The sequence below is a fragment of the Pseudomonas sp. CCI4.2 genome (assembly GCF_034350045.1).
In the GTDB taxonomy this organism is placed as follows: domain Bacteria; phylum Pseudomonadota; class Gammaproteobacteria; order Pseudomonadales; family Pseudomonadaceae; genus Aquipseudomonas.
Genome location: NZ_CP133781.1, coordinates 523126 through 548312, shown reverse-complemented (window position 1 = coordinate 548312; position 25187 = coordinate 523126). Strand labels below are relative to the sequence as shown.

Annotated in this window: 22 protein-coding genes; 13 read left to right on the top strand and 9 right to left on the bottom strand. The window is 55.4% G+C overall.

The window, feature by feature from the left end:
• Positions 1 to 36 precede the first annotated feature (36 nt).
• From RHM65_RS02470 to RHM65_RS02460, 3 genes are all read right to left on the bottom strand, one after another.
• Positions 37 to 1104 (bottom strand): isopenicillin N synthase family dioxygenase, encoded by a 1068-nt coding sequence (locus RHM65_RS02470; protein WP_322167541.1) that lies wholly within the window; start codon positions 1102 to 1104, stop codon positions 37 to 39.
• A gap of 13 nt (positions 1105 to 1117) precedes the next feature.
• The gene (locus tag RHM65_RS02465) at positions 1118 to 1969 is read right to left on the bottom strand and encodes a sugar phosphate isomerase/epimerase family protein (RefSeq protein ID WP_322167542.1); all 852 of its coding nucleotides are present in this window, start codon (positions 1967 to 1969) and stop codon (positions 1118 to 1120) included.
• Between the two features lie 290 nt (positions 1970 to 2259).
• On the bottom strand, positions 2260 to 3210 hold the full coding sequence (locus tag RHM65_RS02460; RefSeq protein WP_322170705.1) for a LysR family transcriptional regulator: 951 nt from the start codon (positions 3208 to 3210) through the stop codon (positions 2260 to 2262).
• Between the two features lie 181 nt (positions 3211 to 3391).
• Here RHM65_RS02460 and RHM65_RS02455 point away from each other — a divergent pair, with 181 nt between their 5' ends.
• The 4 genes from RHM65_RS02455 to RHM65_RS02440 all read left to right on the top strand — a co-directional run bounded on the left by RHM65_RS02455 (position 3392) and on the right by RHM65_RS02440 (position 8746).
• Positions 3392 to 4720 (top strand): MFS transporter, encoded by a 1329-nt coding sequence (locus RHM65_RS02455; protein ID WP_322167543.1) that lies wholly within the window; start codon positions 3392 to 3394, stop codon positions 4718 to 4720.
• A gap of 78 nt (positions 4721 to 4798) precedes the next feature.
• Complete coding sequence (locus RHM65_RS02450; protein WP_322167544.1) at positions 4799 to 6337, top strand: CoA-acylating methylmalonate-semialdehyde dehydrogenase; 1539 nt, start codon at positions 4799 to 4801, stop codon at positions 6335 to 6337.
• Between the two features lie 102 nt (positions 6338 to 6439).
• Complete coding sequence (gene mmsB / locus RHM65_RS02445; RefSeq protein ID WP_322167545.1) at positions 6440 to 7327, top strand: 3-hydroxyisobutyrate dehydrogenase; 888 nt, start codon at positions 6440 to 6442, stop codon at positions 7325 to 7327.
• Positions 7328 to 7438: 111 nt separating this feature from the next.
• Positions 7439 to 8746 carry a HAMP domain-containing sensor histidine kinase gene (locus RHM65_RS02440; protein WP_322170709.1) on the top strand — a complete coding sequence of 436 codons (1308 nt, stop codon included), beginning with the start codon at positions 7439 to 7441 and terminating at the stop codon, positions 8744 to 8746.
• Positions 8747 to 8956: 210 nt separating this feature from the next.
• Here the strand turns inward: RHM65_RS02440 and RHM65_RS02435 are convergent, their stop codons facing one another.
• Together RHM65_RS02435 and RHM65_RS02430 are read right to left on the bottom strand one after the other, a co-directional pair.
• Positions 8957 to 9301, bottom strand: coding sequence for a cupin domain-containing protein (locus RHM65_RS02435; protein ID WP_322167546.1), 345 nt, complete (start codon positions 9299 to 9301; stop codon positions 8957 to 8959).
• A gap of 65 nt (positions 9302 to 9366) precedes the next feature.
• Entirely contained in the window at positions 9367 to 10284 is a 918-nt protein-coding gene (locus RHM65_RS02430) for a LysR family transcriptional regulator (protein WP_322167547.1), read from the bottom strand.
• A 97-nt stretch (positions 10285 to 10381) separates the two neighbouring features.
• Between RHM65_RS02430 and RHM65_RS02425 the strand changes: the two genes are divergently transcribed.
• The 4 genes from RHM65_RS02425 to RHM65_RS02410 all read left to right on the top strand — a co-directional run bounded on the left by RHM65_RS02425 (position 10382) and on the right by RHM65_RS02410 (position 14420).
• Positions 10382 to 11143 (top strand): sulfite exporter TauE/SafE family protein, encoded by a 762-nt coding sequence (locus RHM65_RS02425; RefSeq protein ID WP_322167548.1) that lies wholly within the window; start codon positions 10382 to 10384, stop codon positions 11141 to 11143.
• A 131-nt stretch (positions 11144 to 11274) separates the two neighbouring features.
• Complete coding sequence (locus RHM65_RS02420) at positions 11275 to 11859, top strand: NAD(P)H-dependent oxidoreductase (RefSeq protein WP_322167549.1); 585 nt, start codon at positions 11275 to 11277, stop codon at positions 11857 to 11859.
• Positions 11860 to 12275: 416 nt separating this feature from the next.
• Complete coding sequence (locus RHM65_RS02415) at positions 12276 to 13172, top strand: LysR family transcriptional regulator (RefSeq protein WP_322167550.1); 897 nt, start codon at positions 12276 to 12278, stop codon at positions 13170 to 13172.
• 111 nt (positions 13173 to 13283) lie between these two features.
• Complete coding sequence (locus RHM65_RS02410; RefSeq protein ID WP_322167551.1) at positions 13284 to 14420, top strand: alpha/beta hydrolase; 1137 nt, start codon at positions 13284 to 13286, stop codon at positions 14418 to 14420.
• A 121-nt stretch (positions 14421 to 14541) separates the two neighbouring features.
• Here the strand turns inward: RHM65_RS02410 and RHM65_RS02405 are convergent, their stop codons facing one another.
• The gene (locus RHM65_RS02405) at positions 14542 to 16125 is read right to left on the bottom strand and encodes a peptide chain release factor 3 (protein WP_322167552.1); all 1584 of its coding nucleotides are present in this window, start codon (positions 16123 to 16125) and stop codon (positions 14542 to 14544) included.
• A gap of 341 nt (positions 16126 to 16466) precedes the next feature.
• Between RHM65_RS02405 and RHM65_RS02400 the strand changes: the two genes are divergently transcribed.
• The 5 genes from RHM65_RS02400 (at position 16467) to RHM65_RS02380 (ending at position 21519) form a co-directional block, all read left to right on the top strand.
• Positions 16467 to 17180 carry an ABC transporter permease gene (locus RHM65_RS02400; protein ID WP_322167553.1) on the top strand — a complete coding sequence of 238 codons (714 nt, stop codon included), beginning with the start codon at positions 16467 to 16469 and terminating at the stop codon, positions 17178 to 17180.
• Positions 17181 to 17194: 14 nt separating this feature from the next.
• Complete coding sequence (locus RHM65_RS02395) at positions 17195 to 18088, top strand: glycine betaine ABC transporter substrate-binding protein (RefSeq protein WP_322167554.1); 894 nt, start codon at positions 17195 to 17197, stop codon at positions 18086 to 18088.
• A gap of 13 nt (positions 18089 to 18101) precedes the next feature.
• A complete protein-coding gene (locus RHM65_RS02390; RefSeq protein ID WP_322167555.1) occupies positions 18102 to 18755 on the top strand; it encodes an ABC transporter permease in 654 nt (217 codons plus the stop codon).
• A gap of 14 nt (positions 18756 to 18769) precedes the next feature.
• Complete coding sequence (locus RHM65_RS02385; protein WP_322170713.1) at positions 18770 to 19930, top strand: ABC transporter ATP-binding protein; 1161 nt, start codon at positions 18770 to 18772, stop codon at positions 19928 to 19930.
• Positions 19931 to 20358: 428 nt separating this feature from the next.
• Complete coding sequence (locus RHM65_RS02380; RefSeq protein ID WP_322167556.1) at positions 20359 to 21519, top strand: type III PLP-dependent enzyme; 1161 nt, start codon at positions 20359 to 20361, stop codon at positions 21517 to 21519.
• 53 nt (positions 21520 to 21572) lie between these two features.
• Here the strand turns inward: RHM65_RS02380 and RHM65_RS02375 are convergent, their stop codons facing one another.
• From RHM65_RS02375 to RHM65_RS02365, 3 genes are all read right to left on the bottom strand, one after another.
• A complete protein-coding gene (locus tag RHM65_RS02375; protein ID WP_322167557.1) occupies positions 21573 to 22349 on the bottom strand; it encodes a hypothetical protein in 777 nt (258 codons plus the stop codon).
• Positions 22350 to 22551: 202 nt separating this feature from the next.
• Positions 22552 to 23562 (bottom strand): alpha-xenorhabdolysin family binary toxin subunit B, encoded by a 1011-nt coding sequence (locus tag RHM65_RS02370; RefSeq protein ID WP_322167558.1) that lies wholly within the window; start codon positions 23560 to 23562, stop codon positions 22552 to 22554.
• Between the two features lie 10 nt (positions 23563 to 23572).
• A complete protein-coding gene (locus RHM65_RS02365; protein WP_322167559.1) occupies positions 23573 to 24808 on the bottom strand; it encodes an alpha-xenorhabdolysin family binary toxin subunit A in 1236 nt (411 codons plus the stop codon).
• Between the last annotated feature and the right edge of the window lie 379 nt (positions 24809 to 25187).

Here is a 25187-nt window from a genome sequence, read left to right as displayed (position 1 = left end):
ACTGCATTGATCAAATGAATCGTTAAGGCCCTGCATTTACGGCGCGTCCGGGGTCTGGTTTTTCAAATGCCCGAAACTCGACGGTTTACGGGCTTTTTCCGGCAGGATGATTTCGCCGTTTTCCACCCGCTTGCGTAAGTACTGATAGGTTTGCAGCGCCTGGCCGAACATGTGCTCACCGATGGCGATTTCCTCGTAATCCTTGCCGGCCTGCGCGAAACTGGGCAGCGGCTTGATCTGGGTGTGGAAGTCGCAGGCGTAGAACAACGGGAAGGAATACCGCTCCTGACTCACTGTTCTGACCCGATGAGCTGTTGCAACGAACGTACCAGCGGTCATCACCTCAAGCATGTCGCCAATGTTCACAACGAAGGCGCCTTCCACGGGCGGCGCGTCGATCCATTGGCCTTGATCGTTCATCACTTCAAGGCCCGGCTGATCGGCGAGCAATATCGTGAAGCACTCGTAGTCGGTGTGCGCACCAATACCGGGCGCGTCTTGAGCTGCATCGTCGAATGGATAGTGGATCAGGCGTAGCTTCGACGGCGGGCGCGTCACCATCGCATCGAAATAGCCCTCTTCCAGGCCCAATGCCAGTGCGAAGCCATCGAACAACCGGCGGCCCAGGGCAAAGATCGCCGCGTAATAGGCTTGCACCGATTCCTTGAAATTGGGCAGCAGCGGCCACTCGTTAGGGCCAAGCAATGGCGTGCTGGCCAGTACCAAAGGGTCATTGGCGGGCACTTCGAAACCGACGTCGAAGGCTTCTTTGTGATCCGGCTTGCCCTTGGCGTACACCTCTTCACCTTCGGGAACGAAACCTTTATGGGTTTTCGAGGTGCCGATGTAATGCTGCATCTTGGTCTCGAAAGACTGATCGAAAAAGTCCTTGGCGGCCTGATACAACCCGTTGATCAACTGCGCTTCGATACCGTGGTTCTTGATGTACAGAAAACCGACGTCACGGGCCGCGGCGCCCAGTTTTTCGGCCACTGCTTGACGCTCTTCAAGGTCGGCGCTGAACAGCCCGGCAATGTCCACCATCGGGATGCTGTTGAAGTTAGCGGCCAGCGAGGGCGCTGCTTTGGGTAACAATTCAGGCATGGAAAAGCGCTCCTTAATGGCGGGACGAATGAGTAAAACGTTTGAAATGCTCGCGTTCGGCCTGTGCCATCCACACGTTCAGCGACCACAGATCGGCCACCGGAACATTGGTAAATGGCAGGTGATGCAAATAGCCGTCGGCGCCAAACTCGGGGGTCAACGTGCTGACCTGATAGCCACGCGCTTGTTGTGAGCGCCAGATCGCTTCCCAGTGCTGTTGATGGAAAGCCAACTCTTTGGCGTATTCCGGCGCGGCGGGGTGAGGGACTTGCGGGCCTTGGTCATACCCGACCCGAGCCTGAATGTGATGGACCCGCTCAACGAAGGCGCTCAGGTCGTCCTCGGGATCGTCGAGCAAACGTTCGCAGGTGACGATCCAGTGGCTGATGTCGCTGGTGAACCGCAGCTCGGGCAATTGGCGAATCAGTTCGAGGGTGACCCACGGGTTGAACAACGAGCGCGATCGATGGGTTTCAAAGCTGCACACTTGGCCATGCTTGTGCGCCAGCTCCAGTGCGCGGCCGAAAAAATCTACCTGCTGCGGCAACTGCCAGCGGTCATTGCCGGCTAGCACATTGACGAAACGCGGCGACAGCTCTGCTGCCCAAGCGAGCTTTTTGTCGAGGTCCTGGAGGTGCTCGTCGACCGGCGCGGCTTGCTCGGGCAACACGTTATAAGCGGTGAACACGGTGCTGATGTAGCCCAGCCGATTGGCCCGCAGAAACGTGGCAAACTCCGCTCGTTCGCTGGCTTCCAGTGGAAGGCGCGCTTCGATGCCGTCAAAACCGGCTTCGAGCAGCTCCTCCAATGCTTGGACCTTACTGGCGGTGTAACCCCAAAGCGTTCGGAATATTTCCAGTTTCATCAACGACCTCAAAGATTCCTCGGGCTACGGCACAGCACGACAACGGCAAGACCGGGTCGGGCAACGGGGGGCAGCAGCAGAAAGAGGTAATCCTTGGGCCGAATCTCTGGGGTTTCGGTCCCGTGTGAGAATGATCTTAGGTGGGGTGCGGGACAGGAAAGAATAGGAAAGCTCAAATCGATAGTTCAGAGATTTCTAAACTAAACCGCTTCGATGACTTCTTCAGAACTACCCGAACCGCGCCAGTCCCACAGACGCGGTCATATTTACCCTCCCTGAGTCCTTGCAGACTACTCCGAAGCAAACACCGTCCCCTTAGTTTCCCCCAGCAACAGCGGGCGGTTCTGCTCAGTTACCGCGCGGATGTAATCCCACAACAAGGTGATCCGCTTGAGCTTCCTCAGGTCTTCCCGGCAGTACATCCAAAACTGCCGTGTGATATTCACTTCGTCCTCCAACACCGGCAGTAGCCGCGAATCTTGCGCGGCAAGAAAACACGGCAGTATCGCCAGCGATCGGCCTTGCAGCGCTGCGACGTATTGGGCGATGACGCTGGTGCTGCGCAGGTTGGCGCTGGCGCCGGGCAGCAGGTTGCTCAGGTACAGCAACTCAGAGCTGAACGCCAAGTCATCGACGTAACTGATGAACGAATGGTTAGCCAAATCGGCGCTGCGTTTGATCGGCGCATGGCTATCGAGATAATCCTGAGTCGCGTAGAGCCGCAGGCTGTAATCGCACAGCTTGCAGCACACATAAGGCCCATGTTCCGGACGCTCCAGCGCGATCACGATGTCGGCCTCGCGCTTGGACAGGCTGATGAAGTGCGGCAGTGGCAGGATGTCCACCGATATCGCCGGGTAGGCATCGAGAAAATGGGTCAGTTGCGGGGTGATAAAAAAGCTGCCGAACCCTTCGGTACAGCCCATTCGAATATGCCCAGACAGCGCCACGCCGGAGCCTGAAACTTGCTCGCACGCCAAGTGCAGCGTACTTTCAATCGACTCGGCATACCCCAACAAACGCTGGCCTTCGGCGGTCAGAATGAAGCCGTTGCTGCGGGATTTTTCGAACAGCAATGTGCCCAGCGCCGCCTCCAGTGAATTAATCCGTCGCGACACCGTGGTGTAGTCCACCGCCAGGCGTTTGGCTGCAATGCTGGCCTTGCGGGTGCGGGCGACTTCCAGGAAAAATTTGAGGTCGTCCCAGTTCAGCAGGTTCAAAGAGGTGATGTTTTTTTGCATGTTGATCCGGTTTTTATGTGCGTTCTTATTAGATGTTTGCACATCTATACTCCAAAACACGCCCATGACCAAACTCAGGATCAGTGGCTCAGGAGACCTAATCAGCAAGGCCGCTCACCACATCGCTAAACGAAGCTACATGCCATAACACCCTGCACAAAAATAATAAGCGGAGGAGTTTATGAAGAACGCTACAACTGTGGGCGCAGGTTTCGCTGGCGCCAGTCCTGCAAAAAAGATCGCATCCTATCGGCTCGCCGGTATGGCAAGCATGGCCGGTACCACCATCGAGTGGTATGACTTTTTCCTCTACGGCACCGCTGCCGCGCTGATCTTCGGCAAAATATTTTTTCCTGCGCTGGACCCGATCACTGGAGTGTTGGCCGCTTTCGCCACCTACGCCGTGGGCTTTCTTGGCCGGCCGTTGGGTGGGGTTATCTTCGGCCACTTTGGTGACCGCATCGGGCGTAAGTCCATGCTGTTGCTCACGCTGATGATGATGGGAATTCCGACTATCGTTATCGGGCTGATCCCGAGCTACGATCAAATCGGCTACTGGGCCGCGTTGATTCTGGTGTTGATGCGCTTTCTACAAGGCATGGCGGTGGGCGGTGAATGGGGCGGGGCGGTGCTGATGGCCGTCGAACATGCTCCCGAAGGCAAAAAAGGTTTTTATGGCAGCCTGCCGCAAACCGGTGTTGGTGCAGGCTTGGTATTGGCGTCGTTGGCCATGGGCCTGGTGGCGAAACTGCCTGAAGCGGACATGCTCACCTGGGGTTGGCGCCTGCCGTTTATTGCCAGCGTCGTGTTGCTGGGCATCGGTTGGTTGATCCGTCTGAAGGTCCCTGAATCACCCGCGTTCGAAAAAATCAAAGCGCAGAACATTGCGGTCAAAATCCCGCTGTTCCAAGTGCTGCGTCAACACCCACGGGAAACCCTGACAATTATCGGCGCCCGCACCGCGGAAAACGCCTGGTTCTATATGTCAGTGACTTTCGCCCTGGCCTACGCCGCCAACCAGTTGCAGATCCCCCGGGCCGATGTGCTCTATGCGATTACCTGCGGTGCGGCCTTGTCGCTGATCACCATGCCGTTCTGCGGGTACCTCTCAGACAAGGTTGGCCAGCGCCGCTTGTACTTCGCCGGATTGTTACTGCTCTGCGCCTTCATCTATCCATTCTTTGCCATGCTCGAAACACGCGAGCCGGTGCTGGTCTGGTGGGCGATGGTGCTGGCGGTCGGGGTGGTCTTCCCGATCATGTATGCCCCTGAATCACTGTTGTTCGCTCGGCAATTCCCTGCGGAAATTCGTTACAGCGGCATCTCGGTGTCCGTGCAACTGGCCGGCGTACTGGGTGGCGGGTTCGCGCCGATGATTGCTACTAAATTGTTAGCGTATGCCGACGGCAGCCCGCACTACGTCATTGTTTACCTCATTGGCATGGCCGTGATTGCGCTGTTCTGTACGGCGCTGATGAAACCCGATCCGGCGCGGTATCGCGCGCCCTGAACAGATCTTGAAGGCGTACTGCTTGATCTGAATTTATCGCCGCCCCTGACGGGGCCGCTCGAACACTGGAGAACGTGCATGAACGCTTTACAGAGCCTTTCCATCAACAACACATCCGGCGCGGTTGCCCGGGTCAAACTGCTGATCGGTGGTGAGTGGGTCGATTCGAAAACCACTGAATGGCGCGACATCGTTAACCCGGCCACCCAAGAAGTACTGGCGCAAGTGCCGTTCGCCACTGAAGCCGAAGTGGACGCCGCCGTCGCTGCCGCGAAACTGGCGTTCCAGACCTGGCGCCATACGCCTATCGGTGCGCGGATGCGCATCATGCTCAAGCTTCAAGCGCTGGTGCGTGAACACTCCAAGCGCATCGCGGCGGTGCTGAGCGCTGAGCAAGGCAAAACCATCGCCGACGCCGAAGGCGACATCTTTCGCGGCCTAGAGGTGGTTGAACACGCGTGTTCTATCGGCACCTTGCAGATGGGCGAATTCTCGGAAAACGTCGCAGGGGGTGTCGATACCTACACCTTGCGTCAACCGATCGGTGTCTGCGCCGGGATCACCCCGTTCAACTTCCCAGCCATGATTCCGCTGTGGATGTTCCCGATGGCCATCGCCTGCGGCAACACCTTCGTGCTTAAACCGTCTGAACAAGACCCCATGTCGACCCTGTTGTTGGTTGAGTTGGCAGTCGAGGCCGGCGTACCGGCTGGCGTACTCAATGTGGTGCACGGCGGCAAGCAAGTGGTGGATGGCATCTGCACCCACAAAGACATCAAAGCCGTCTCCTTCGTCGGTTCAACCGAAGTTGGCACTCATGTTTACAATCTCGCCGGTCAGCACGGTAAGCGCGTGCAATCGATGATGGGCGCGAAAAACCATGCCGTGGTGCTGGCTGATGCCAACCGTGAGCAAACCCTTAATGCGCTGGTGGGCGCAGGTTTCGGTGCCGCCGGTCAACGCTGCATGGCCACCTCTGTGGTGGTGTTGGTGGGCGCGGCTAAACAATGGCTGCCGGACCTCAAAGCGCTGGCGCAGAAACTTACGGTGAATGCCGGTAGCGAAGCGGGCACCGATGTCGGTCCACTTATTTCCAAGCGTGCGAAAGAGCGTGTGTTGAGCTTGATCGAAAGCGGCGTTCGCGAGGGCGCCAAGCTTGAGCTGGATGGTCGTGGCATTTCGGTACCGGGCTTTGAGGACGGTAACTTTGTTGGGCCGACTCTGTTTTCCGGTGTCACCACCGAGATGCAAATTTATACTCAAGAAATCTTCGGCCCCGTGCTGGTGGTTCTGGAAGTCGACACCCTCGATCAGGCGATTGCCTTGGTCAACGCCAACCCGTACGGCAACGGCACCGGCCTGTTCACCCAAAGCGGCGCAGCAGCGCGCAAGTTTCAGAACGAGATCGACGTCGGCCAAGTGGGCATCAACATTCCAATCCCTGTGCCGGTGCCGTATTTCAGCTTCACCGGGTCGCGCGGCTCGAAACTCGGCGATCTGGGTCCGTACGGCAAGCAAGTGGTGCAGTTCTACACCCAGACCAAAACCGTCACCAGTCGCTGGTTTGATGACAGCAGTGTGAACGATGGCGTCAACACCACCATCAACCTGCGCTAAGCAATCACCTGTAGGAGCCAACGTGTTGGCGAAGCATTTTCCAGCGCACCGCATCAAGCGGCCTCGCCACCACGTTGGCTCCCACAGGAAAAGGAGAAAAACATGAAAATTGCATTCATCGGTCTCGGTAATATGGGTGCGCCCATGGCGCGCAACCTGATCAAAGCCGGTCATTCACTCAACCTGTTCGACCTCAATAAAACCGTACTGGCGGAACTTGGCGCACTGGGCGCCACCGTCAGCGCGTCACCCAAGGACGCGTCCCAAGGTGTCGAGTTGGTGATCACCATGCTCCCCGCCGCTGCCCATGTGCGCAGCGTTTACCTGAACGACGACGGCGTGCTGGCCGGGATTAGCGGTGGCGTACCGGCAGTGGATTGCAGCACCATTGACCCGCAGACCATCCGTGAGGTGGCGGCGGCGGCGGCCAAACAAGGCGTGGTTCTCGGTGATGCACCGGTGTCGGGCGGCACCGGCGGCGCGCAAGCTGGAACCCTGACCTTTATGGTGGGCGCCAGTGCAGAACATTTCGAAGTGCTGAAACCGGTCTTGGCGCAGATGGGCAAAAACATCGTCCATTGCGGCGACGTCGGCACCGGGCAAATCGCCAAAATCTGCAACAACATGCTGTTGGGCATCTCCATGATCGGTGTCGCCGAGGCCATGGCATTGGGCAACACCTTAGGGATCGATACTGGCATTTTGGCCAGCATCATCAACAGCTCCACTGGGCGTTGCTGGAGTTCGGAGGTCTACAACCCGTGGCCGGGCATCGTCGAAACCGCTCCGGCATCACGCGGCTACACCGGCGGTTTTGGTGCGGACCTGATGCTCAAAGACCTGGGCCTGGCGACCGAAGCGGCGCGGGTGGCTCATCAACCGGTAATCCTGGGCGCAGTCGCCCAGCAGTTGTACCAGGCAATGAGCTTGCGTGGTGAAGGTGGCAAGGATTTTTCGGCGATCATCGAGTCCTATCGCAAGCCTGAGTGAACGCGGAGTTTTAAGGCCCTCAATAGGCGGGTATCATGGCGCCTATTGGCCTCGATCCCGGTGCCCTCTTGTATGTGTAAAGCCTGAATGTCGTTGAAGTTCTGGAAGTCGATGGGCATCAAGCACAGCTTGAAGCAAAGGATCGTCATGGTCTTTGCGCTGATGAGCGTGCTGGTGGCCGGGGTGTTCGCCGTAGGCATTATCGCGACGGTGCACGTCGTCGAGAAACGATTGACCACCGCCAGTCTCGGCCGGGATTTGCACCGGCTAATGGTGATGGATAACGTCGAAAACTGGAGCCACAAGCCAGAAAAGGAAGAACTATTTTACGTCGACGGTGGCGCCGGCGAGCTTGCCATGGTCGGCGATTTGACCGAGCTGACACCGGGCTTTCATGAAGTGTACCGCGGCGAAAAAGCCTATTACGCCATGGCCGAGATAGTGGGCGGTCGTCGTTATGTGCTGCTGCGTGACCAGCGCAACTTTGAAAAGCGTGAAAAAATTCTATTTGGAATCGTGTTCGTCGGTTTCATCCTCAGTATTCTGCTGGCGATCCTGTTGGGTCGACTGTTGGCGCGCCGCGTGATGGCGCCAGTGGTCAACCTCTCACGCCAGGTTCGCTACCGCGACCAAATCCTTGAACTCGCCCCGGCGTTATCGCCTAACTATGCCCGTGATGAAGTCGGCGAGCTGGCGGTGTCGTTCGACGCCACCTTGGGCCGATTGCACGCGGCGCTGGTTCGGGAAAAACTGTTCACCAGCGACGTCAGCCATGAGCTGCGAACGCCTTTAATGGTGTTGGCCAGTTCGTGCGAATTGTTGTTGGAAAGTTCTTTATTAGATGATCGGTCCCGCAATCAGGTCAGGCGCATCGCGCGGGCCAGCGCCGGGATGAGTCAGTTGGTCGAAACCTTCCTGATGCTGGCGCGGGTCGAAGGCAACGAAAGCCGGCACGGCCCGCGCTCGACGCTGTTGGACATTGCGGAAGAACTGGTCGACCTGTGGCGTAAACCGATAGCCGAAAAAGGCCTGGAACTGGTGTTCGATCCCGGCAAAACCTTGCCCACGTTGTTCAACGCAACCTTGGTGCATTCGGTGATGGGCAACCTCCTGCGCAATGCTTGGCATTACACCGACGCAGGCTTCATCCGACTGACGCTAAATCCTCATGGTTTTACCGTTGAAGACAGCGGCATCGGCATCCCCGAAAGCCTTCACGAAGCTATGTTCCAACCCTTCGTCAGAGGCGATGAACAACGCGGCGAAGGGCTTGGTCTAGGTCTTTCACTGGTACAACGTATCTGCGACAACCAGCACTGGAGTGTCACCCTCAGGAGCCTGGAGCCGAGCGGGTGCTGCTTTGAAGTTGTGCTTGATCCGGTTCCGGCTCCTTTGATTGCTCCGGTCAAGGCGGTTTAGCTCAAGCTCGTGTGGGGTGGTCGGCCTCTTCGCAGGCAGCCTGCTCCCACAGATTTCGGCATATTAGAAGGACTTCCACAATCTCTGTAGGAGCCAACTTGTTGGCGAAAAGCCTCTTCGGTGTGCCTGTTCGACTGCCTCGCAACACGTTGTCTTCTACAGATATGCGCCCACCACAGACGTAATCGCTGCTGTTTTAAGGTTTGGCTATCAAGCAAAAACAAAATACTTCCTGACCGTCTCAACCACTTCCCAAATCCCTTTCATACCCGGCTCAACGATAAAAATATCGCCCGCACGCAGGTGAATAGGTTCCATGCCGTCCGGGGTGATGATGCAGTAGCCTTCTTGAAAATGGCAGTATTCCCACTTCACATAATCCACGCGCCATTTGCCCGGTGTGCAGATCCAGGTGCCCATGATTTTGCTGCCGTCCTCGGAGGTGTAGGCGTTGAGGTTGACGGTGTGCGGATCACCTTCGAGCTTTTCCCATTTGCAGGCATCAAGTATGGGCAGCGGGTGAGTGTCGCGAAGGACGGTAATCGGCGTAGGCATGGCAACTCCAAAAGGTGGGCGCGCGATTGATAGCGCGCGCACACCATAGGACGGTTGCCTGATCGTCAGTTGTCTGTGCTCGACATCGAGGTATCCAGAAACGCGGTGGTCAAGTCGTTCAATAACGTTTTGGCATACCCCGGCAGTACGTTGAAATCTGCCGCACAAAGCAGCAGTTTTCGATCAGCCCACGGGTCGCTCAACGGCACACTTTTGAGGTGATGGGCGTGTTGCCAGCGGTCTACCGCCGCTTGCGGGACAATCCCGAGCCCGGTGCCGCGCGCGACCATGCGCATGACACCGGAAAATCCTTCGGCCCGCGCCCGAATGCGTAGGCGTTTGCCAGCATGCAAAGCCTGTTCTTCAAGGTAAATCGACATCGCGTTGTTGGACGCTAGCGCGATGTGATCGTAGTCCAGCGTCTGGGCAAAGCAAAGGGCTTGATGACTGCTTAGCGCATGGTCCAGTGGCATGACCAACGCCAGCGGGTCGTCGCGAAATGGCACTGTTTGCAGGTCGCTGGCATCCACTGCATCGGAAATGATACCGATGTCTGCTGCGCCCTGACGCACCGCTTCCAGAATTCTCAGGCTGGGGTGTTCTTCCAGATCAACATCGATGGAAGGATGCTTAATCAAGAAGTCAGCTAACAATTCTGGCAAGTACTCGGTCAGCGCTGAGGTATTGCACAGCAGCCGGACCTGACCTTTGAACCCCTTTGCGTAATCGGTCAAACAAAACTGCATGCGATCAACCTGCTGCAAGATCAGCCGGGCATGCCGCGTCATTGCTTTGCCCGCTGGAGTGGGCGTAACGCCACGTCGTCCACGCTCCAGCAAGGGCGTCCCCAGTGACGCTTCAAGCGCCCGAACCCGTGCGCTAGCGGATGCCAACGACAAATGGCTGCGCGAGGCCCCGGCGGTTATGTTGCCGCTCTCGGTGATATTGAGAAATAGCCGAAGGTCAATCAGGTCGAAGCGCATGTGAATTTACCTGTAAAGATCAGCCTCCGTCTTTGCCTGAGGCAGCCTCAGTATATGGCAACTGTTCAGATACCTTCGGTCCAGCCAACATCGGCAGATGAAAACATTTATCGAAATCTACCAGCACCTCGGATGGGCGTTGTCCTTGCTGGTGCTGTGCGTCTTCATGATAGCTGGCGTGGTTAAGGGTGTGATCGGTCTTGGCTTGCCCACGGTCGCCATGGGGTTATTGGGTTTGGCTATGTTGCCGGCGCAGGCAGCTGCCTTGCTGATCATTCCGGCAACAGTGACCAATCTTTGGCAACTGGCAACTGGCGGGCAATTGCGAGCATTGATCAAGCGATTGTGGCCGATGTTGTTATTGATCTTTCTAGGGACTGGGTTGGGCACGCTCTGGTTGGGCATGGGTTTGGATCAGTCAATGAGTCGCGCGTTGGGTGGGGGCTTGGTGCTGTATGCGCTGATTGGATTGTTTCTGCCGCCGCTGCGCATCGCGCCGAGATTCGAGCTGTGGCTTGGGCCGCTGTGTGGATTGATTACCGGGTTTGTGGCGTCCGCTACCGGATTATTTGTGATTCCAGCCGTGCCTTATTTACAAGCGTTGGGCCTGGACCGCAACCCGTTGGTTCAAGCACTGGGTTTGTCGTTCACCGTATCGACGCTGGCATTGGCGGCGGGCCTGTATTGGCGCGGAGCGCTGGGCGGCGGTGAAATGGGCGCCTCGCTGTTAGCGCTGGTGCCGGCGTTATTGGGGATGATGCTTGGCCAGTGGTTGCGCCATCGCATCAGCGCCGTGCTGTTCAAGCGTGTGTTCTTTATTGGAATGGGATTGCTTGGATTACACCTGCTCTTTAATTAATGATCGGCAACAATCCAGGTTTGATTCGTGCGTATTGATCAAAAGTATTTTGGCCGGTCAAGGGTTATTCCATCGTTTACGCATTGGTATTCTGCCGTCATCCGATTTGCACTCTTCTCGATGAGAACCCCATGAAAAAGATTTTGCTACTGAACGGCGGTAAAAAATTCGCGCACTCCGATGGTTTATACAACGCTACCTTGCACAACGCCGCACTGGCCTTTCTCGACCACTCGGGCTTCGACGTTAAAGAAACACAGATCGATGCCGGTTATGACGTGGTTGAGGAAGTGGCGAAGTTTGTTTGGGCTGACGTGATCATTTATCAGATGCCGGCATGGTGGATGGGCGCGCCGTGGATCGTAAAAAAGTACATCGACGAGGTGTTCACCGAAGGTTATAGCAGCCTGTACGCCAACGACGGTCGCACCCGCTCCGACGCTTCCCAGCGTTATGGCAGTGGTGGTCTGTTGCACGGTAAGCAGTACATGATTTCCGCTACCTGGAACGCGCCACAACAGGCGTTCGACGACCCGGCTGACTTTTTCGAAGGCAAGGGTGTGGACGCGGTATATTTCCCGTTCCATAAGGCCAACGAATTTCTGGGCCTGGCGGCGCTGCCGACATTCCTGTGCGTAGACGTGATGAAGGTCCCGGCCATTGAGGCGGATGTGAAGCGTTATGAGGCGCATCTGGCAAAGGTGTTTAGCGTTTAAATCTGTGGGACCGAATTTATTCGGGAAGCGGCTGGCGCGTTTTCCTGAAATACCGCGTTGGTGCCTTCCCGAAGAAATTCGGTCCCACGGGTTTGGCGACACACGATCTTCTGTAGGCGCTGCCGAAGGCTGCGATCAGATGTTCAGTGCCTACTCTGCCGATGTCTCTGTGGGCTTGCCAACGAAAGCGTCAACGCAGCGCCCCAGTTTTCAGGTCGACATCAGCGGCGCGATTACGGGCCTCTTCGCAGGCAAGCCTACTCCCACAGGATTCGTGGCTGCTTGCTATCAACCGTGTCAATGACCTCAGGGCATGAATGAATTCGGTCCCATTGGGAATCTGGCTCCACAGAAAGGGCACCGTTCTTTGGGCAAAACAACGCTAATATCTAGCCAGTTTTGAGCGGAGAACAACAGTGAAAGCCAGATCCGATGAGTTGCAGGTGTTTGTTTCTGTGATCGAAAGCGGTTCGATATCAGCCGCCGCCGAGCACGTCGGGCAAACCCCTTCGGCGATCAGCCGCACGTTGTCGCGGCTTGAGGCGAAGCTGGAAACAACCCTGATCAACCGCACCACGCGGCGTATGGATTTGACCGAAGAAGGTAAATTTTTCCTCGAAAAAGCCAAACATATCCTCGCGCAAATGGACGACCTTGAAGAACGCTTAACCCTGCGCCAACAAACCCCCGCCGGGCGCTTGCGGATCAATGCGGCGTCGCCGTTCATGCTGCACGCCGTGGTGCCCTATGTGCCCGAGTTTCGCGCGTTGTACCCCGATATCGAGTTGGAGCTGAACAGCAACGACCTGATCATCGACCTCCTCGAACAAAGCACAGACGTCGCGATCCGGATTGGCACCCTGGCCGATTCAACCCTGCATGCGCGCTCGCTGGGCAGCAGCCCGTTGAACATTCTCGCCAGCCCGGCGTACCTCAAAAAGCACGGCACGCCGACCACGGTTGAAGCGCTGGCCAATCATGCGCTAATCGGTTTCACCCAGACCCAAACCCTAAATCATTGGCCGTTGCGGCACGCCGAAGGGGATCGGCTGCAGATTCAGCCAGCGCTTTGTGCTTCAAGCGGAGAAACCCTGCGCCAATTAGCGTTGGCCGGGGAGGGCATTGTTTGCCTGTCACACTTCATGACCCACGAAGACATTCGCCTCAAGCGCTTGCAGGTGATCTTGCCCGAAGCCAACAGCGGTTATCGGCAGCCGATTCACGCGGTGTACTACCGAAACTCACAGTTAGCGCTGCGTATTCAATGTTTTCTCGACTTCATCCAGAAGAAGCTGGCAAATTACGCCGCGTGAGGCTGAGCCTTTACCGATTATTTACTGTGCCGGGCTCGTTGCATGAAGCCGGTGCGGTTAGGCTTGCTCGCTATAGCCGAGCCAACTGATAGGGATGGACCTGTGGGGCGCATGAATTTTCAACCGAGACATTGGCTTGCTGTGAGTGTGCTGCTTGGCACAATAGGTCTGACAACCGGCTGCGCTAGCGACCCAGCGGAACCGCACATCAAATTTATCGAGCAGGTGAACAAAGACCTGACCACCGGGTATCAACCGGCCCATAACGAAATCACCAGTTGGGATGATACGTGGAAGTTGGGCCGGCAATCGGTGAGTGTCGCGTGGATGGCGCCCGTTAGCCATGAGCGTTTACCGCTGATTATTTATCTGCCGGGCCTTGGTGAGTCAGCCTCAGGGGGCGAGCAATGGCGCAATGCTTGGGCGCAGGCCGGGTACGCCGTGTTGTCGGTTCAGGGGCAAGCTTACGGTCCGGCGCTTTACTTGACGGGGCAAGCCCAGGCGGGCGTGTTTCGTGAATTGGCGGCTGATCGCTATTCCAACGCTTCTTTGCGCGACCGGTTGAGCACGCTGCAAAAAGTGTTAACCGAAGTGCGGGCTCGGGCGGCTAAAGGTGATGCGCAGTTAGCGTCCATTGATTGGAACCAAGTAACCGTGGCCGGTTTTGATTTGGGCGCGCAAACGGCGGCTGCGGTGGCGGGGGCGGGTCAAACCGACAGTGCAACCGGCGTTGATGTGCAGCCCAAAGCCGTACTGCTGATCAGTCCTTATGCCGAAATCCAGGCCAGGCCTGAGACGTTCGCACGCATCGCTTCGCCGGTCTTGACGATCACCAGCCAAGACGACGAAGACCCGTTCAACTGGGTCAGCTCTAATCAGCAGCGCGAAATGGTGGGTGCGGCGGTGACCGCTGCAGGCAGCCATCGCCTGAGAATGTCGCGTGCAACGTACAAGACCTTGTCTGGCTCAGATTTGGTGCCCATTCCCACCGAAGGAAAAGCGCTCAAGGCGCCACCGAGCGAGGATCACACCCCAGGCGGAAAATCCCACGCCAAAACCAAACTCGTCGGGTCGGGCGCTCACAGTCCTGTCGGGGCTGAGCCTGTTCCAGACCCGAAACAAGTGGCATCGATTCAGGCGGTTAGCCAAGCCTTTCTCGACAGCCGCGTGAAACACAACCCGGCCGCCAGCGATTGGCTGCAGAAAACGGCACCGGGCTGGCTGGGAACTGCGGGCTGGTTGCAATAGTACATCGCTGTACGAGCCAACTTGTTGGCGAGAGGTTTTACGCGGTCAACCTGACACGGGCGCCTCGCCAACAAGTTGGTTCCTACAGACTTGTTGGCGAGCGGCGTTGCTCAGTCGTCAGTTAATGATGCTCGCGAGTCGCGCGGAATTTCACATCGGGCCAGCGTTCTTCCATCAATGCCAGGTTAACGCGGGTCGGTGCCAGGTAGGTCAAGTGACCGCCGCCATCAACCGCCAGGTTTTCCACGGCTTTGATCTGAAACTCTTCCAGCTTCTTCTTATCGCTGCAATCGATCCAGCGCGCTGACCACACGGTGATTGGCTCGTAAGCGCATTCGACTTTGTATTCTTCCTTCAAACGGCTCGCGACCACATCGAACTGCAGCACACCGACGGCGCCGAGAATGATGTCGTTGCTGCGCGTCGGGAAGAACACCTGAGTGGCGCCTTCTTCGGCCAGTTGTTGCAAGCCCTGACGCAACTGCTTGGACTTCAGCGGGTCCTTCAGGCGTACGCGGCGGAACAGTTCCGGGGCGAAGTGCGGGATGCCAGTGAAGCCCAGGTTTTCGCCTTCGGTGAAGGTGTCGCCAATCTGGATCGTGCCATGGTTGTGCAAACCGATAATGTCGCCGGCAAAGGCTTCTTCCAACTGCTCACGCTCGGAGGAGAAAAACGTCAGCGCGTCGCCGATCCGCACTTCTTTGCCCAAACGCACATGGCGCATTTTCATGCCCTTGTCATAACGGCCGGAACACACGCGCATAAACGCGATACGGTCGCGGTGCTTGGGGTCCATATTTGCCTGGATCTTGAAAATAAAGCCGCTGAATTTCTCTTCGTTCGGCTCCACGGTGCGCTCGTTGGCGACACGGGCCAACGGTTGTGGCGCCCAGTTCACCACCGCATCAAGCACGTGATCAACCCCGAAGTTACCCAGCGCTGTACCGAAGAACACTGGCGTCAGTTGGCCGTCGAGGAATTCCTGTTGGTTGAATTCGTGACAGGCGCCTTGCACCAGTTCCAACTGATCGCAGAAGCGGTTGTACTCGTCACCCAAGTGGGCGCGGGCTTCGTCGGAATCGAGCTTTTCAATGATTTTGACGTCGGTGCGCTCATGGCCATGACCGGCGGTGTACACAATGATGTAATCGTCGGCCAGGTGATAAACACCCTTGAAATCGCGGTAGCAACCAATCGGCCAGGTGATCGGCGCCGCCTTGATCTTGAGGACTGCTTCTATTTCGTCGAGCAGTTCGATCGGGTCGCGGATGTCGCGGTCGAGCTTATTGATGAAGCTGACAATAGGCGTGTCACGCAGACGGCAAACGTCCATCAAGGCGATGGTCCGTGGCTCGACGCCTTTACCGCCGTCGAGCACCATCAGTGCTGAATCCACTGCGGTCAGGGTACGGTAAGTGTCTTCGGAGAAGTCTTCGTGGCCCGGGGTGTCGAGCAGGTTGATCATGTGATCGCGATACGGAAACTGCATGACCGACGTGGTGATGGAAATGCCGCGTTGCTTTTCCATCTCCATCCAGTCAGACGTCGCATGGCGGTCGGACTTACGAGATTTCACCGTGCCCGCGATGGAAATCGCCTTGCCCATCAACAGCAGTTTTTCCGTGATGGTGGTCTTGCCCGCATCCGGGTGGGAAATGATGGCGAAGGTGCGGCGTTTCGCGACTTCGGCGGCCTGGTTGGTCATGGGAAATCGCCTGGCAGGTGATCAAAAAAGGGGGCAGATTATAGCTCAATTGGATGCAATAACCGAACCGTTCAGTCGACGCAAGGTGGCCAATTACTATCTTATGTGGGAACCTTTCGCACTGTAGAGACGTCCACTCCCCCGATACGGCCAGTATCTGGGGCTGATAAATCAACACGTTAGCTTGACGAAGCTACGCTAATGGCTTGTGTTTTCGCCGAGGTTAACCCCTTACCGGCGACCCACCCGCTGCTCTTCGCGAACGTTATTGCACTTATCAGTGCGGTCAGAAATGACCCGCTACGGCAACGCGTTCGCCGACGTAAAAAAGGAGTCCGCCTGTGGCTAATCGCTATGGCAAGGGGCTATTGGGAGGTGCAGTTGTTATTGCGCTTCTGGCCCTGCTGGTCCATTGGATCGGCATCAGTACCATCGTAAAGTACCAAGACGACCTGTGGTTCTACCTGCAAGCGCATTTGATTTTGGTCGTGGTTTCAATGTTGGCGGCACTGGTGGTCGGTATACCGGCCGGTATTGTCCTCAGCCGACCGAGCATGGTTCGTAGCGCTGAACGCTTCATGCAAGTTTTCAATATTGGCAACACCGTTCCTCCTCTCGCCGTGTTGGCCATTGCCCTTGGGATCCTCGGCATTGGCAGCGGACCCGCCATCTTCGCGCTGTTCCTCGCCTCGTTGTTGCCCATTGTGCGCAACACTTATGAAGGCCTGAAAAACGTTCAAAGCTCACTCAAGGAAGCGGCCGTCGGAATTGGCATGACACCGCGCCAAGTGCTGTTGCGCGTTGAGCTGCCCAATGCCGTGCCGATCATTATCGGTGGCGTGCGGGTCTCGCTGGCAATCAACGTCGGCACTGCGCCGCTGGCGTTTTTGATTGGCGCGAACAGTCTGGGCAGCCTGATTTTTCCCGGCATTGCGCTGAACAATCAGCCGCAACTATTACTCGGTGCGGCCTGTACCGCTTTGCTCGCGCTATTGCTTGACGGTGTGGTGACGCTAGCCAGCCGTATCTGGCTGGAACGCGGCCTGGCCCGCTGAGAGAGGAAAAACCAATGAAAAAATCATGCTTATTCATAGGCTTTGCCTTGTTGCTCTCAGGTTTGGCCAGCGCCGCTGACAAACCGGTGATTCGTATCGGAGCTCGGGTATTTACTGAGCAAACGATCCTTGCGGAAATCACCGCGCAGTACCTCAGGGCCAAGGGTTATGAAGTCCAGGTTACCGGCGGGCTGGGCAGTAACCTGGCACGTAGCGCTCAGGAAAGTGGCCAATTGGACATGCTCTGGGAATACACCGGTGTGTCGTTGGTGTCTTACAACCACGTCGCTGAAAAACTCGACAGCGAGCAATCCTATGCACGGGTGAAAGCGCTGGACCTGAAGAAGGGTCTGGTTTGGCTGGCACCGTCCAAGTTCAGCAATACCTACGCGCTGGCATTGCCGAAAAAAATTGCCGACAAATACCCCCAGATAAACAGCATCAGCGACCTGACCAAGGTCTTGAAAGACGAGGCGAAGGAAGATCATATCGTTGCGCTGGATACCGAGTTCGCTAACCGCTCCGACGGCTTGGTCGGCATGGTCAAGGACTACGGCATGAACCTGAACCGGGAGAACACCCGTCAGATGGACGCCGGGCTGGTCTACACCGCGCTGCGTAATGGCCAGGTGTTCGCCGGATTGGTCTACACCACCGACGGTCGTCTGAACGCGTTTCACCTCAAGGTGCTCGCCGACGACAAGCACTATTTCCCGGATTACACCGCGGCCCCGGTGATCCGCAAGGATTACCTCGACGCTCACCCGGACCTGGCTGCGCAGCTCAAACCGCTGGCGGAACTGTTAGACGACGACACCATGCGTGCGTTGAACGCTCGGGTGGATGTGGACCACGACAGTCCCTCCCTCGTTGCCGCAGATTTTCTGCGCGAACACCCACTTAACTGATCAAGGAGAAGACATGAACATCTTGAACACCTTCTCCCATCTGGACTGGTCGCTGATCCTGCACCTGACTTTGCAGCACATCACGTTAGTCGGCGTGGCGGTGACCTTGGCGATTATTGTCGGCGTGCCGCTGGGCGTCGTGATGACCCGCTTCCCGACGCTGGCCGGACCGCTGCAAGCCGGCGCTACCGTACTGCTGACGGTGCCGTCGATAGCACTGTTTGGTCTGTTATTGCCGTTCTATTCAAAATTCGGCCAAGGGCTGGGCCCGATGCCGGCGATCACCGCCGTATTTCTGTACTCACTGCTGCCGATCATGCGCAACACCTATTTGGCACTAACTGGCGTCGAGCCGGGCATCCGCGAAGCCGCCAAAGGCATCGGCATGACTTTCAGCCAGCGCTTGCGCATGGTTGAGCTGCCGATTGCGGTCCCAGTGATCCTCGCTGGGGTGCGCACGGCCGTGGTGATGAACATTGGTGTCATGACCATCGCCGCCACCATTGGCGCGGGCGGTTTGGGTGTACTTATTCTTGCTTCAATCAGCCGCAGCGATATGTCGATGCTAATCGTGGGCGCGGTATTGGTCAGTCTTCTGGCCATCTTCGCCGACCTGCTTCTGCAATGGCTGCAACGCACGCTGACTCCAAAAGGATTACTGAAATGAACAGTCCCAAGCAAATGATCGAGCTGCAGAACCTGACCAAGACTTTTCACACCAACGGCAAAGACGTCACCGCCGTGGATTCAGTGAGCCTGACCGTCAACGAGGGCGAAATTTGCGTGTTCCTCGGGCCGTCGGGTTGCGGCAAGAGCACCACGCTGAAAATGATTAACCGTTTGATCATGCCAACCTCCGGCACGGTGCTGATCAACGGCGAAGACACCAGCGGTCTGGACGAAGTGACCCTGCGCCGTAATATCGGCTACGTCATTCAGCAGATCGGCCTGTTTCCGAACATGACCATCGAAGAAAACATCACCATCGTTCCGCGCTTGTTGGGGTGGGACAAACAGAAGTGCCGCGACCGCGCTATCGAATTAATGGCGATGGTCAAGCTTGAGCCCAAGCAGTACCTGAGCCGCTACCCGCGAGAATTGTCCGGCGGTCAGCAACAACGGATCGGCGTGATCCGCGCCTTGGCCGCAGACGCGCCACTGTTGTTGATGGATGAGCCGTTCGGCGCGGTTGACCCGATCAACCGTGAGTCGATTCAAAATGAGTTCTTCGAGATGCAGCGGGCGCTAAACAAGACCGTGATCATGGTTAGCCACGACATCGACGAAGCAATAAAGCTCGGCGACAAAATCGCGATTTTTCGTGGCGGCAAACTAATTCAGGTCGACCACCCCGACACCTTACTGGCACACCCGGCAGATGACTTTGTAAAAAGCTTCGTTGGCCAGGACAGCACCCTCAAGCGTCTGTTGTTGGTAAAAGCCGAAGACGCGGCGGACAACGCGCCGTCGGTCAGCCCTGAAACTCCGGTCGCCGAAGCGTTGGAACTGATGGACGAGCTTGACCGCCGTTACGTGGTAGTCACCGATGCCGAAAACAAAGGCCTTGGTTACGTTCGCCGTCGCGACTTGCATCGTCAAACCGGCACCTGCGCGCAATTCTTGCTTGAGTTCAATGCCACGGCTGCTTTCGATGAGCATCTGCGGATTCTGCTGTCGCGCATGTACGAATTTAATCGTTCCTGGTTACCGGTATTAGATGCGCAGAACGTTTTCCTGGGCGAAGTCACGCAGGAGTCGATTGCCGAGTACCTGAGCTCCGGCAAATCCCGTGGGGGTAAAACCAGCATCGTTTCGCCGGCTGAGTTGGTCGCTGAAGCCTAGCTGTCTGTAGGAGCCAACTTGTTGGCGAAGGGCCATAAGCGGCGCGTCAGGGATGATGTCTCGCCAACGAGTTGGCCCCTACAGGTGTTGTATGGAGTCTCGGTAGGGAACATCAACCTGTCACACGGGGCGGTTACACAGGTCAATGCCTGACCCCTTGCGACGGACGTGTGCAAAAACGCGACATTTTTTGTTGATCTCAAGGCTATCAAGTCCTAAAGTTCGCGCCGAACGTCCATGCTGGAAACGATCCATCCGGCTCAAGTACTGACGACGAGACAGCAAGGCCAAGGGAAGCGCTTTTTTCCCATGGCCTTTTTGCTTTCGGCGATGGCCTTGGGAAGTAGGCGAACCAAAGTGGGGATACACACGGAGGACGTTCATTCGCACCCATTGATTAATCCAGTTTGCCCCGTAGGAGATCCAGCATGATCAAAGTCGAAGACTATTTTGAGCTCACCACCTTCAACAAAATGAAGGCGTTTGCCGATCAGCATGAAACCCCATTCGTGGTCATTGACACTGCGATGATCGACAAGGCCTACGATGACCTGCGCGCAGGCTTCGATTTCGCCAAGATCTATTACGCCGTCAAAGCCAACCCAGCGGTTGAAATCATCAACCTGCTTAAGGACAAGGGCTCCAGCTTCGATATCGCTTCGATCTACGAGCTGGATAAAGTCATGGGCGAGGGCGTAACGCCTGATCGCATGAGCTACGGCAACACCATCAAGAAATCCAAGGACATTCGGTACTTTTACGAGAAGGGCGTGCGGTTGTTTGCCACCGACTCTGAAGCCGACCTGCGCAACATCGCCAAGGCGGCGCCGGGCTCCAAAGTTTACGTCCGTATTCTTACCGAAGGTTCGACCACTGCTGATTGGCCGTTGTCGCGCAAGTTCGGCTGCCAGACCGACATGGCCATGGACCTGCTGATCCTCGCACGTGAGTTGGGCTTGGTACCTTACGGCATCTCGTTCCACGTGGGTTCGCAACAGCGAGACATCAGCGTGTGGGACGCAGCCATTGCCAAGGTCAAAGTGATCTTTGAGCGTCTGAAAGAAGAAGACGGCATCATCCTCAAACTGATCAATATGGGTGGCGGCTTCCCGGCCAACTACATCACCCGCACCAACAGCCTGGAAACCTACGCCGAAGAAATTATTCGCTTTCTCAAGGAAGACTTCGGCGACGACCTGCCGGAAATCATCTTGGAACCGGGTCGTTCGTTGATTGCCAACGCCGGTATTCTGGTCAGCGAAGTGGTGTTGGTCGCGCGTAAATCGCGCACTGCCGTTGAGCGATGGGTGTACACGGATGTGGGCAAATTCTCCGGCTTGATTGAAACCATGGACGAAGCGATCAAGTTTCCGATCTGGACCGAGAAGAAGGGCGAAATGGAAGAAGTGGTGATCGCTGGTCCTACCTGCGACAGCGCCGACATCATGTACGAGAACTACAAGTATGGCCTGCCGTTAAACTTGGCGATTGGCGATCGTTTGTATTGGTTGTCCACGGGCGCGTATACCACAAGCTATAGCGCCGTAGAATTCAATGGCTTTCCACCCTTGAAATCGTTTTACGTCTGACGGCTAGCGAGTCATCAAAAGCCCATGATGCTTCATGGGCTTTTTTATACCTGTCATACACGCTCAAAATCGCTAAGCTGATAAACGACTTCTTTCAAGCTCGGCACCATCATGCCCAGCGCTCGCTCAAGTTCAAGGATCGTGTTGCGTGGGTTAACGTTGACCATCAGTTGGGCTGATTCATTTAATAGCTGACTGACGCGAGTGTAATAGGCCACCATGTTGCCGGATGCCAGCATCGTATCGATGTAAAGCGTGTTTGTGGTTGCCACCGCTTTCCGTACAGATGCCAACTTCGCCTCCACGTCAGGCGTGCCAGATGTTGCAGCGGCGTGTGAGTCGGACAGCAGGTGTAAAAGGTAACCTGAATTAACGCCTTGCTGTTTAGCATAGAGCGTAGCGACCTGCTCCATAAACCTGATCGCAGGTGGCACGATCAAGGGGACGCTGTCCAAGATGATCGAAGACGAAAAAACTCTGTCAGAATAAGCTTTCGTTGCCTCGTTAATGTGCTTCCTGATGTGCTCGATAAAGGCCACCGGGGCGGCGAGACTGAGCGTCGTTAAGCGAGCCATCAGAGAGAAGGGCGGTCCATAAAAATTAAGTTCCGAGAGTGGGACTTTCTTCTGTTCACGGCTTAATAACGTGCTGGCATGGCTGAGCTGTTCAGATACTATAATTACATCAGCCATTAAGCCGTTTAGCTTGGCATGCCGGCTAGGTAATTCTTCGAGATCAATGGGCCAGAATGTTGATCTGTTTTCAGCAACGGGAAGTAAAAAGTTCAGTGAGGGTTGTAGGTGTTGACGGTACTTTGCGTTAGACGCCATGTTTAGATTCGTAACGATAGATTCAGTCTGCTGAGACAGTGTCTGCAAAAACAGCCTGTACCGTTTCAACGTTACAGTCAAAGGGTCGCGGTTTGAGGTTAGTGTCATGTTTGAAGTTCGCGTTTGAATAGCAGTAAGGTGCGGAGGAAGGCTGCACTCAATCCTCCCTCTGCTGTGAATGATGAACCCTGAAAGCGCTGTACTATCGAATCGCGCTAAGGTAGCTCACTAGCTGCGATGCGTTATTAATAAACTGAAGGGAAGCGTCAGCGTCCTCCATCGTCGCCGCCGCGTTAATCGTCAAGAACAGGTTGACCGAAGAAACAACTTTTTTGAACTCGGCGCGGTAGAGCTTACGTTGTTCGTCCATGGTATGAACCGCGGTGAGAAACTTCATGCGCTCTATGACCAAAAGGTTACTTTTTTCGAGGACGGTAATAGCGTCAGATTTAGCGTCAATCTTTTTTCGTAGTCCATCACGCTCGGCGACCATCGACAAGTAGCTAAACGCAGCCTGTGCATCAGCTAACGTTTTTTTCATTTGGTCGAGGGCCATTTGTACCAGTGCCATTTTCGGTGGTTGCATGCCCATACCGGCGATTTTTTCCGCCGTCAAAATGGCATCTTCGCCGATGCTCATAAGGCCGACGGCCTCAAGCGTTGCCATGGCATTGGTAATGACTTTACGCTGTGCGGAAAACACGTCACGTGCTTCAGTGAGTTGCTGAATGTCAGCGATCAATTGTTCGTTCCCGCTTGCAAACTCCAACCAGTAGGCCTTTGTCTTGGCCGGGTCAAAGTGGTCACTCATGTTGCTCAAGGCTGATGCCAGTTTGCTGGCCTCTTCACCGGTTGCTTTAATGGCCCTCGCCAGGCGGGCGTTTCCACCGCTTACGGCGTCCTCTTGGTCCTCCTCGTCGTCCATTTGCGCCAGTTCTTCTTGGTAGCTGCGCACCCTTGATACGGCAAGATCGAGTTCTATGGCGATGGCTTGGCAGCTATTTTCGAGGGTGCTACGGGAGCCGATCACCACTTCGCACCATCCTCGGGATTTGGCAAGCAGGCTAGGCAGGTAATTTGTGTTTAAAGCCGCTACTTCAGCGATTGCCCGCGCGTCCCTCATCTGTTCGGTACTGCCGTTCATAACCTCCAGTTGTGGATCGTCAAATTCTGCGTTTTGTTTCATTGTAACGACGTTCGTTTTAGTGATCATTGCGTTATTCTCAGTTGTTATTAAGGCCTAAAGATTTGATTTCATCATCCGCTTCCCGGAATACATCCAGTAATGCGTCAGCGTCTTTGCCAATTGATACCCAGGGTTCTACGACGAAGCCGAAGTGCGCCGCAAATAAACGGGCTTTCATTGCGTCGTCGATTTCGTTAGCTTCTTCCAGCGATTTATTTGCATAGATCGACATCGCGTTCCAAACGGTGATCAAATTCTTAGTGGCGGTGTCAGCATCGATTACCAGTAACTCAAGGTCTTGCATATCAAGCTTGACTCTGTTCAAGTTGTACAGTGTCCTGTCTTTTATTCCTAGAGTTCCAATGTCGATTTCCTGCAAGGCTTTAAGGCGATTTCTTTCTGTTCGGATTTTTTCAGCTTCAACGCCTATGTAAATAGCCATGCCCAGACCATAGACATTCAAAGAAGACGCTGCTTTCAATGAATCCTCGACTGCTTTCTTGTATTCTTTTGTTTTCTCATCAATGTCGAGTGCTCGTTGTTCTATCACCCCAGCCAGGGATTTGATTTCCGCCGTAAGAGGTGTGTTGCTGATGGCTTGCAGTCGTTGATGAATTTCCGGGCGAACGGTTAGAGAGAGATCATTACCAAAATCGAACAGCAGCTGGTTGATTTCTTGGGCGTCTTTTTGTTTCTGTTCGACTTTTTTTAACATCTGCTTAACAAAGTGGCCAAAATCGTTTGCGGCTTCTTTGTCCGCACTGTCGAAGCCAATGTCCGGGAAGTCAGGGCCCAGTTCTGCTTGCACTCGCATCAGGTCTTCGACGGTATCAATGCCGAGGTCAGAGAGGCGCTGATTACCTTTGATTTCATCAATGGCGTTTGCAATGGCTTTGCCGAACAGCACAATATGCCCAGCAAACACTTTAAGTTCACTGCCTACTGCTTTGATCTTTACACAAATAGGGTTCCAGCGTTTCGCGTGGTTGTGGACAATGGTAAACGTGTGTTGAAAGTTTTCCAGGAGTAATCCCGGGCCCGCATAGGTTTCAAAATTGAGGTAGTTCTCTACACCCTTGAGGTCAGTGGGCAGCTGCAATCCTGCGATTTCATAGAGACGAAGCTGAACAAGTTCAGCTTTAGTCAGCGCAACACCCTTTCCTCGGGTGCTGTTTTCTGCGCGGCCAGCGGAGGCGTTGATAAAAATCTTAGGCGCGTTAATGGCATCGTCTATAAAGTCTTTAGCGTCATCGTCATAAGCTGCTTGATTCATGGTTAAGTCCTTTGTGTGAGGAGTATGCATCGATCCTGATGCAACTGGTGTAAGTGCAATGTGTTGGGTGTTTTTGGCACTTGCATGCAGACTAGGGGCTTGCTGTTAGGGCTGTCAAAAGCGAAAACAGGTCACGAGTCGTAGGACGAAATTGGGAAATATGTAGGTAATCGTCTATTACGTACTAGATACCGAAGAGGGCGTTGCGCCGCAGTGTTGTATCAACTTATGAATTAATGGCAGGCCATTAGTAAATTATTCACGGCTGTCAGGTCGTGCCGTGTTTGTGAATCGACGGATGAGAATATTTTTTGTTTAGGCGTCATAATGCGCCCCTGCGGAGTGATTTGAGGTCAAGGTAGGAAGAAACGAAATGTAG